This is a genomic window from Cupriavidus basilensis (genome assembly GCF_029335485.1).
Taxonomy (GTDB): domain Bacteria; phylum Pseudomonadota; class Gammaproteobacteria; order Burkholderiales; family Burkholderiaceae; genus Cupriavidus; species Cupriavidus basilensis_E.
In genome coordinates this window covers 33,624-42,466 of sequence record NZ_JARJLM010000268.1, presented here as the reverse complement: position 1 = coordinate 42,466, position 8,843 = coordinate 33,624, and the positions used below count along the sequence as shown (strand labels likewise).

The window sequence follows — 8,843 nt, the reverse complement described above, 5'->3', positions numbered from 1 at the left end:
CGTAGGGCAGCACGATGGTGTGCGCCTGCGCGTGCGGCAGGTTGAAGCTGCCGCCGAGCGTGTGGCACAGCTTGTGGTGCAGGGCCATGCCAACCGACCCCAGGCAGGCGCCGGCCAGCCAGGCGCCGTACAGCGCGCCGGAGCGGGCTTCCAGGTCGGCCGGGTTGTCCATCACCGCCGGCAAGGCCACGGCGAGCGCACCGATCGACGCCTCGGCCATCAGGCTGATGATCGGATTGGCATCCTGCGCGTACAGCGCCTCCACCGCGTGCGCCATCGCGTTCATGCCCGAGCAGGCCGACAGTTGCGCCGGCAGCGTGAGCGTCAGCTCCGGGTCGTAGATGACGGTACGCGGCAGCACGCGCAGGTCGCGCCCGGTCTTCTTCAGGCCGCCATCGGTCAGGCCGTAGATCGGCGTCATCTCCGAGCCGGCATAGGTCGTGGGCACCGCTACGATGGGCAGGTCGGAGGTCAGCGCAATGGCCTTGCCCAGCCCGATGGTGGAGCCGCCGCCAACCGCCACGCAACAGTCGGCGCCAAGCCGCGCGGCCTCGGCGCGCGCCGCCTCGGCGGTCTCCATCGGCACATGCATCTGCGCCTTGTCATGCACGCCGGCCGCGCGCGCCCCGAGCGCCTGCGCGACGCGCTCGCCCAGTGGCCGTTGCTCCGGCGTCGTCAGCACCAGCGCGCGGCGGGCGCCGAGCTTCTCCACCTCTTCCGGCAGCCGTGCCAGGCCCCCGGCTTCGAACACCACGCGCGACGGCAGCGACTGATAGGCAAAGCGCAGCATGATCCCTCCTCAGCGCTTGAAGTGCGGCGGCACCTTGGCATCCACGTTGACCCAGACGGAGCGGGCCTCGGTGTAGTCGTGCATGGCTTCGAAGCCCATCTCGCGGCCGTAACCGGACTGGCCGACGCCGCCGAACGGGCTGCCGGGATTGACGCGCTTGTAGCAGTTGATCCAGCACATGCCAGCGTGGATGCCGCTGGCCAGCTTGTGTGCGCGCGACAGGTCGCGCGTCCACAGGCCGCTGCCGAGCCCGTAGGCGGTGCCGTTGGCGATGGCCAGCGCCTCCTCGTCGGTGCCAAAGCGCAACACCGTCACGAACGGGCCGAACACCTCCTCCTGCGCAACCCGGTCCTCCGGCTTCGCTTCGACGATGGTCGGCTGCACGTAGTAGCCCTGTGCCAGCGTGGCGGCATCCGGCGCCTTGCCGCCCGCCAATATGCGCGCGCCCTGCTCCTGGGCGACCGCCACATAGGACAGCACGCGGTCGCGGTGCTGGGCGGACGTCAGTGGGCCCATCTCGGTCTCGGGGTCGAGCGGATCGCCCAGCCGGATCGAGGCCGCCAGCGCACTGAAGCGCTCCAGGAAGGCGTCGGCGACGCGCTCGTGCAGCACCAGCCGCGAGCCAGCGATGCAGGCCTGCCCCTGGTTGTGGAAGATGGCCCAGGCCGCGCCGTTGACAGCGGCATCGAGGTCGGCATCGTCGAACACGATATTGGCGCCCTTGCCGCCCAGTTCGAGCTGGACGCGCTTCAGGTTGCCCTGCGACGCCTCGACGATGCGGCGACCGGTCGCGGTAGAGCCGGTGAAGGCGATCTTGCCCACGCCGGGATGCTCGGCCAGCCGCTGCCCGGCGGTGTGGCCGTAGCCGGGCACGATATTGACCACGCCGGGCGGGAAGCCGACCTCGGCCATCAGCTCGGCGATGCGCAGCGTTGACAGCGGCGTCAGCTCCGACGGCTTGAGCACCACCGTATTGCCGGCCGCCAGCGCGGGGCCCATCTTCCAGCTGGTGAACATCAGCGGGAAGTTCCACGGCACGATCTGCCCGACCACGCCGATCGGGGCGCGCTGCACGTAGTTGAGGAAACCCGTTTCCACCGGGATGACCGAGCCCTGCAACTTGTCGGCCATGCCGCCGAAATAACGGAAGCACGCCGCGGTGCGCGGCACGTCGAGGCCACGCGAATCGCGGATCGGGTGGCCGGTGTCGAGCGATTCGAGGTGCGCCAGCTCGTCGCCGTACTGCTCGATCTTGTCGGCGAGCTTCAAAAGCAGGCGGCCGCGCTCGGCGGCGGCCATGCGCGACCAGGCCGGGAAGGCGCGCGTGGCGGCGGCCACGGCAAGGTCGACGTCGGCCGACTCGGCGGCGGCGATGGAAGTGATGACGCTGCCGTCGTGCGGGTTGTACACGTCGATGGTGCCGCCCGCGAGCGCGTCGACGAAGCGTCCGTCGATGAAGAGTTTGGTCAGGATAGGCAAAATCGTCTCCTCGCGGCACGGGAAGTGCCGTGCCGCGCGATGGGTCGATGGGGTTCGATGGGAAGCACGGGCTGGCCGCGCCGGGAAGTACCGGGGCTGCCGGCCTTCAGAAATCGACCGGATAGGGCTTCAGCTCGCCGCTCTCGTAGCGCTGGGGCAGGCCGGGGGTGGCGTTCTCCCACACCAACAGCATCGAGCGCTTGGTGGAATAGCCCTGGTGGCGGATGTCGGCCGGCATGGCACAGATGTCGCCCGCGCGCATGGTCACGCGTGCACGCGGCGCGCCGGTGTTCTTGTCGCCGATGTCCCAGACGATTTCGTCGGACAACTGCAGGAACCATTCGACGCGGTCATTGCCATGGAAGACCGGCAGGATGAACTCCTCCGTGGTCGGGCAGAACAGGCTCTGGCCGCATACCGAGGTCACCGACGGGTTCCACGTCACGTCCGAGCGCGACAGGTACTTGAACAGGTTGAATGCGTGCAACTGGCCTTCGAAGCCAGGTTCGACATGGACTTCCGGCTCGTCCTGCGCCACATCGGCAAAGGCACGGTTGACCGGCAGGTCGTCGCGCAGCGGCGAGTCATCCTTCAGGCCTGGCATGCGGCGCGTAGCGATGCGCGAGCGCTCGATGGCGGCGCCGTTCTCGCCGTGCTTGCGGCCGAACGCGGTGCCGGTTTCCGCGGGCGCGGCGAACGGGTCGAAGCCCTCGTTGGTCCAGTCGTGCAGCATGGCCTTGAAGGTGGCCATGATCACGGGCGTCTCGAAGGTCTCGGTGTAGTCCACTCCGGCTTCCTTCATCACGCCGTTGAACGAGCCGGCGTAGACGTCCACCTTGCCATAGTGGTTGCGCGTGCCGAAAACATGGTCGAAGTTGACCCAGCCGTAGAAGAAGCCCCAGGCCACGTCGCGCATCAGTGCGCGCAGGAAGGCATCGGCCGGGATGGCGTGGGTGCGGGCCTGGCCGCCGGATGGCCAGTGGATCTTGGCAAAATATTCGTCGCGCGTGAACTCGAACCGGCCGAGGCGGAAGGTCTTGTAGCCGGTGACGGCATCGGGTCCTGTGGACACCACCTTGTCGGCGGCGAAGGTGGTGGGCTTGTCTGCAATGTCGAGCATGGCCATGGCTGGAATCTCCTTTCGGATCTTGTCTGTTCAGTGCAGGCAGATGTCCGCCCACTTCTCCACCGACAGCTCGCCGATGCGCGTCTGCACCAGCAGCACGCCGGCCCGGCTTGCCGTGAAGCGGTACGCGGCACCGGCCGGCAGCAGCGCCTGATGACCCTTGCGCAGAATCACATGACCCATGGCTTTGCCAGCCGGCGCGTCGCCGGCAGGCACGGTGCCCTGGCCGGCGGTCACCGGCTGCGGCGGGGCGATGAAGTCGATGCGCGCCTCGCCGTCGAGCAGGATGGCGAACTCATCGTGCGCACAGGTGAACCACGGCGACACGCCCTCGGCGCGCAGGGTCTCGATCACGTACTCGAGATTCTTGCCGACCACGACCTTCTCGTAGGGCGCGGATTGCGAGGCGACTTCGAACACATTGGAAAACACATAGTGTTGCGCGCTGCCCTGGGTCAGCTCGATGCCGCCCTTGCGATAGTGTTCGAGCGAACCGAACTCGGTCTTGAAGGTGGTACTGGTCACGTCTGTCTCCTGGGTGGTGCCAATCGTCTTGTTGCTGCTTTGTTGCTTCAAAGATAGGTTCTATCGCAGCGCAACAACAATTGGCCTGCCGGCGACTGCCGTGTTCGCGGATCGCGAATAGTGGGGGCCCGGAGGACGCCTCAGCGCACCCAGCCGCGTTCGAGCAGCGGCACGTCCCAGGCAGGTTCGCCCGCCAGCGCCGCCGACAGGTACTCCACCAGCACCCGCACCTTCACCGCCTGCCGCTGCGTGGCCGGATAGACCGCCGCGAAGGTGTAGGAGGCCAGCGTGTAGTCGGTCAGCACCGGCGCCAGGCTGCCGTCGAGCAGTGCTTCGCTCGCTACCAGCGTCGGCAGGCAGACCACACAGCTACCGCCGAGCGCGTAGTCGCGCAGCATGTGCACCGAATTCGAACGCACCTGGCCCGGCATTTCGATCTCGACGGTCGGCTCGTCGCCGCGCTGGAATGCCCAGCGGTTGCGCGACGGGTAGCCCGAGTAGAGCGCCACGGTGTGGCTCAGCAGTTCCACGGGCTTCTGTGGCGTGCCGTGGCGCTCCAGGTAGGCCGGTGCCGCGCAGAAGAGGCGGCGCACGGGAAAGAGCCGCTTCTCGATCAAGGACTCGGAAATCGGCGGAAAGATCTGGAAGGCCACGTCGAAGCCTTCCTCGATCGGATCGACCACGCGGTCGTTGACGATGATGTCGAGCTGGATGCTGGGGTAACGGTCGGTGAAGCCCGCCAGCAGGCGGGCCAGATGCTTGATCGCGAAGCCGGGCAGCACCTGGATGCGCAGCTTGCCGCTCGGCGTTGCGCGCACGTCGCACATCTGGTCGGTCAGGCTGTTCAGGCGCGCGACCGCATCCGCGCACTCCTTGTAGTAGGCCTCGCCCACCTCCGACAGCCTGACGTGGCGCGTGCTGCGGTGGAAAAGCGGCGCGTCGATGAATTTCTCGAGCTGCTGGATGCGGTTGGTCACCACCGAGTTGGTCACGCCGAGCTGGCGCGCCGCCTCGGCGAAACTGCTGGTCTCCGCTACCCGGACAAAAGCTTCAAGGCTGAGAAAGCGGTCCATGGCGTCTCCGTAATATCCGGCAGGTTCGATTTGCCTGCCTGCTGGCTTGCGTCATTGCCGCGAGGGGGATCGCCCACCGCTGGCTCACCGAGAGCATAGCAAAGATCGCCGCCGCGCCCTGCGCACCCTGATCTGCGACGCCCCCCGGCGTTATTCGCGAATCCCGAATACGGCAGTCGCGGCCCGCCGCATTGTGATACCCCGGCCAATCGCCCTATCGTTCGCCCCTGGCTGCGCACAAAACATAACGAACATAACGACCGAGGAGACACGAAGATGCACTCAGACCACGCAACGCGCCATCGATGGATCCTGAAACTGGCGGCCTGTGCCGCGCTGGCGACACCGGCTGCGTCGCAGGCCACCGAGGGCGGCGGCTCGATCTATCCGGTCGGCGCCGAGAACTACGGCTGCTGCGCCCTGCCGCCGCCCGGCGTCTACGGCCAGGTCTTCGGCCAGCAATACAACGCCTCGACGCTGCGGGACAACCATGGGGATCGCATTCCCGTGCCGAATTTCCGGGTGGAAGCCACGGCCATCGTGCCGCGGTTGATCTGGGTGACGCCAACGCAGATCCTCGGCGGCTCGCTCGCCTTCCACGGCATCCTGCCACTGGTGACGCTCAAGGTTAACGCGGGCGCTGAAAGCCAGCGCAACACCGGCATCGGCGACATGACCTTCGGCACTGCGCTGGGCTGGCACTTGTCCCCGACCCTGCACCTGCTGGCCGGCGTCGATGTCTTCGCGCCGACCGGCGGCTATCGCCAGACCGACCTGGCGAACATTGGCCGTCACTACTGGGCAGTGCAGCCGCTGGTGGGCGTGACCCGCATGGACCCCGAGGGCGTGAACGCCGACCTGAAGCTTATGTACACCTTCAACGGCAGGAATGACGCCACGGATTATCGTTCGGGCCAGGAGTTGATCGCCGACTATTCGCTCGGCTACGGCATTCTCCGCAACTGGGTGGTGGGTGTCGGCGGCTACTACTACCTGCAGACCACCGACGACCGGCAGGCCGGCGCGACCGTGGCGAATAACCGGGGCCGCGCCTTCGCCATCGGCCCCTCGATCAAGTACGACAGCGGCAAGGGCTGGTTCGTCAGCCTGAAGTATCAGGCCGAGACCGGCGTGCGCAACCGTGCGGACGGTGGCGCGCTCTGGCTCAAGGCCACGTTCCCGCTGTACTGAGCGAAGGCCGGCGGCCTGAGCAACGCATCGCGTGATCGAAGCACGCGTGCGATGGCGGACTGTGCTTGCGCACTGAGGGGGTGCGCTCGCCACCTGCCCATGGTCGCCTTGGCCGCGCGACAAATTCGATCAATCGTTCTTGCGAGAAAATGGAGTTGACACATTGGCGGGTACTGGGAACTTGCCTTGGTGAGCGACACATCCGGTTCCTGCAACGGGAGCGCAATATTACGCGGTGTCCATTTGGGCCACTCGTCCGGGCAGTCAAAGAAGCATTGGGCCTTTGCGTAGCGCCACTACCGTGCTCCGATGTTGCAAACGCTGTGCCTAGACGAAACAACGCGGAGCTTGGAAGTCGATTACGCCACGGACAATCTCGCGCATCGCCAGGATCAACGGCCGGGTGTCATCGCGGCGCCACTGCACTGCATAGTGAAGCGGCTCCAGAGCGTCGCTATCCGGCAAGAATCTGAGTGCTCCCCGTTCGACAAGTGCGTCAGCCCACAACCTCGGAACGAATCCGAAACCCAGCCCTTCAACCAGCATTCCAACGACAGCGCCCCAGCTATTGCACATCAGGCGCCGGCCGACCATGAGCCCACGGCGAGCCAGCCACTGGTCGAGCACCCTGGTCCCCCCGGCACCAACGGGGAGCGTCAGCAACGTCTGCTCTCCCATGAGCATCCGTGGCTCGTCAGTGCCGGCCGTCTTGAGGAACGACTGGCTAGCGACCCACGCAAAGTCCACCTGGCCAATCCGCTCGGCTGCCAAGCTGCTGCGGGTGGACGGCCCGGCGAGAACGCCGATATCCAGCTCCCCGTCATGGAGGCGCTGCTCAAGGACCTGCCCGATATCGAGATGGGGCTCCAGCAATAGGCCCGGGTGGCGTGACGACACTTCACGCACGAGCCTGGGCAACCAGGTAAGTCCGCTCAACTCGCCCAAGCCGATACGGCATCGTCCAATCAAGCCCTGACGCTGCCCCGCGGATTGCCGCAACTCTGCGGCGGCGTGCAGCATCGCGCGAATCTGCGGCAGCATCTGCTCGCCCTGCGCGGTCAGTTCGGCGCTTCGCCCGCTGCGGTCGAACAATTCCACGCCCAATGACGCCTCCAGTTCGGCAATCCGTTTTGAGAGGGACGAGACGGACAGGTGGACGCGCTCCGCCGCCACCGTGAAGTTGACACAGGTTGCCGCCCAGTAGAAAGCTTCGAGTTGCTTAAGAGTCATAGCGAGTCCCAACGACCGATGGTCGACTTTTTCCAAAAAGCGAAATTATATCTTCGGTATTTTTCACTTTTTTCGTTGCGTGCGGGTTGCTAGATTTGCTCCAACCCATAGCAATCGCTCCCATGTCGACCGCTCCCCTCTACGATGCCGCACAGACTTCTGCACTTCACCCCGGTGGCAAGGATACCGTTGAAGCAAGCGGGCGCGACATCGCCTGGCTGAAGCAGCAGGTGTTGTCGCTGAAGGACTTCGAGCCGTTGGCTCGCAAGCGGCTGCCCAAGCCGCTGTACGCCTACGTAAGCGGCGCGGTCGAGGACAACATCTCCCTGGGTCAAAACCGACGGTCGTTCGAGGAAATCGCACTGCGACCACGCGTGCTGGCGGGCGTCTCTACGCGAGACCTGAGCTTAACCCTGTTCGGCCAACGATATGCCGCGCCATTCGGTCTTGCACCCATGGGTATCTCCGCACTTTTCGCGTACCGCGGGGACGTCGTCATGGCACAGGCAGCTTGCCAGGCGTCCGTACCGGCCATCATGAGCGGTTCGTCCCTGATTCGGCTCGAAGAGGTCATGGAAGCCGCTCCAGGGACTTGGTTCCAGGCCTACCTGCCCGGTGACATGCGCCACATCGAAGGCCTGCTTGCGCGGGTTGAAGCGGCCCGGGTCGAGACCCTCGTCATCACAGTGGACACGCCCGTGGCGGGCAACCGCGAAAACAACGTGCGTGCGGGCTTTTCCACCCCGCTACGGCCTAGTGCGTCCCTCGCCTGGCAAGGCATCACCCATCCGCGCTGGCTGCTCGGCACCTTCGCCCGAACCCTGCTGCGCCACGGCGTGCCGCACTTCGAGAACGCCTACGCCCACCGCGGTGCACCCATCGTCTCGCGCGACGTGCAGCGGGACTTCTCGGACCGCGCCCATTTCACTTGGGACCACCTGGCGACCATCCGTCGCCGCTGGCGGGGGCAGCTCGTCGTCAAAGGCATCCTGACTGCAGAAGATGCGCGCCTCGCTCATCAGCACGGCGTCGACGGCATCATCGTGTCCAACCACGGTGGCAGACAGCTTGATGGCGCCATCGCTTCAATGCGAGCCCTGCCTGAAATCGTCGAGGCCGTCCCGCAACTGCCTGTGATGCTCGACAGCGGCGTGCGTCGCGGCACCGATGTCATCAAGGCACTCGCCCTGGGCGCCCGATGCGTTTTCATTGGGCGACCGTTCGCCTATGCAGCGACGGTCGGTTCCCGCCATGGCGTTGCACATGGCATCGACCTGATGCAAGCCGAGATTTCTCGCGACCTGGCCATGCTGGGCATCACGCGCGTGACAGATGTTGATGCACATTGCATCCAGCGCCCCCTTCCGAACTGAGTTGCAGCTTCCAAGTCAATCCAACAGGTCCTTCACGGCCGACACAGGAGACAGAA

8 protein-coding genes are annotated in these 8,843 nt (G+C 65.8%); 2 read left to right on the top strand and 6 right to left on the bottom strand.

Features of this window, described 5'->3' with window-relative positions:
• The 5 genes from P3W85_RS15750 to P3W85_RS15730 all read right to left on the bottom strand — a co-directional run.
• A partial coding sequence (locus P3W85_RS15750; protein ID WP_276265482.1) for a maleylacetate reductase occupies window positions 1–790 on the bottom strand: 790 nt, incomplete at its 3' end.
• A gap of 9 nt (window positions 791–799) precedes the next feature.
• Window positions 800–2,263, bottom strand: coding sequence for an aldehyde dehydrogenase family protein (locus tag P3W85_RS15745; protein ID WP_276265483.1), 1,464 nt, complete (start codon window positions 2,261–2,263; stop codon window positions 800–802).
• Window positions 2,264–2,375: 112 nt separating this feature from the next.
• On the bottom strand, window positions 2,376–3,395 hold the full coding sequence (locus P3W85_RS15740; protein WP_017230829.1) for a hydroquinone dioxygenase large subunit: 1,020 nt from the start codon (window positions 3,393–3,395) through the stop codon (window positions 2,376–2,378).
• Between the two features lie 30 nt (window positions 3,396–3,425).
• Window positions 3,426–3,920: a hydroxyquinol 1,2-dioxygenase gene (locus P3W85_RS15735; RefSeq protein ID WP_276265481.1), complete on the bottom strand. Its 495-nt coding sequence runs from the start codon at window positions 3,918–3,920 to the stop codon at window positions 3,426–3,428.
• Between the two features lie 140 nt (window positions 3,921–4,060).
• Entirely contained in the window at window positions 4,061–4,993 is a 933-nt protein-coding gene (locus tag P3W85_RS15730) for a LysR family transcriptional regulator (protein WP_276265480.1), read from the bottom strand.
• A 276-nt stretch (window positions 4,994–5,269) separates the two neighbouring features.
• Between P3W85_RS15730 and P3W85_RS15725 the strand changes: the two genes are divergently transcribed.
• Window positions 5,270–6,184: a SphA family protein gene (locus tag P3W85_RS15725; RefSeq protein ID WP_276265479.1), complete on the top strand. Its 915-nt coding sequence runs from the start codon at window positions 5,270–5,272 to the stop codon at window positions 6,182–6,184.
• A 327-nt stretch (window positions 6,185–6,511) separates the two neighbouring features.
• Here the strand turns inward: P3W85_RS15725 and P3W85_RS15720 are convergent, their stop codons facing one another.
• Window positions 6,512–7,414: a LysR family transcriptional regulator gene (locus P3W85_RS15720; protein ID WP_017230825.1), complete on the bottom strand. Its 903-nt coding sequence runs from the start codon at window positions 7,412–7,414 to the stop codon at window positions 6,512–6,514.
• Window positions 7,415–7,536: 122 nt separating this feature from the next.
• Between P3W85_RS15720 and P3W85_RS15715 the strand changes: the two genes are divergently transcribed.
• Window positions 7,537–8,787, top strand: coding sequence for an alpha-hydroxy acid oxidase (locus P3W85_RS15715; RefSeq protein ID WP_276265478.1), 1,251 nt, complete (start codon window positions 7,537–7,539; stop codon window positions 8,785–8,787).
• Window positions 8,788–8,843 lie beyond the last annotated feature (56 nt).

Coding starts and splice junctions, on each gene's coding strand:
- P3W85_RS15740 (WP_017230829.1), bottom strand. CDS start 3,395: ATGGCCATGCTCGACATTGCAGACAAGCCCACCACCTTCGCCGCCGAC.
- P3W85_RS15730 (WP_276265480.1), bottom strand. CDS start 4,993: ATGGACCGCTTTCTCAGCCTTGAAGCTTTTGTCCGGGTAGCGGAGACC.
- P3W85_RS15725 (WP_276265479.1), top strand. CDS start 5,270: ATGCACTCAGACCACGCAACGCGCCATCGATGGATCCTGAAACTGGCG.
- P3W85_RS15720 (WP_017230825.1), bottom strand. CDS start 7,414: ATGACTCTTAAGCAACTCGAAGCTTTCTACTGGGCGGCAACCTGTGTC.
- P3W85_RS15715 (WP_276265478.1), top strand. CDS start 7,537: ATGTCGACCGCTCCCCTCTACGATGCCGCACAGACTTCTGCACTTCAC.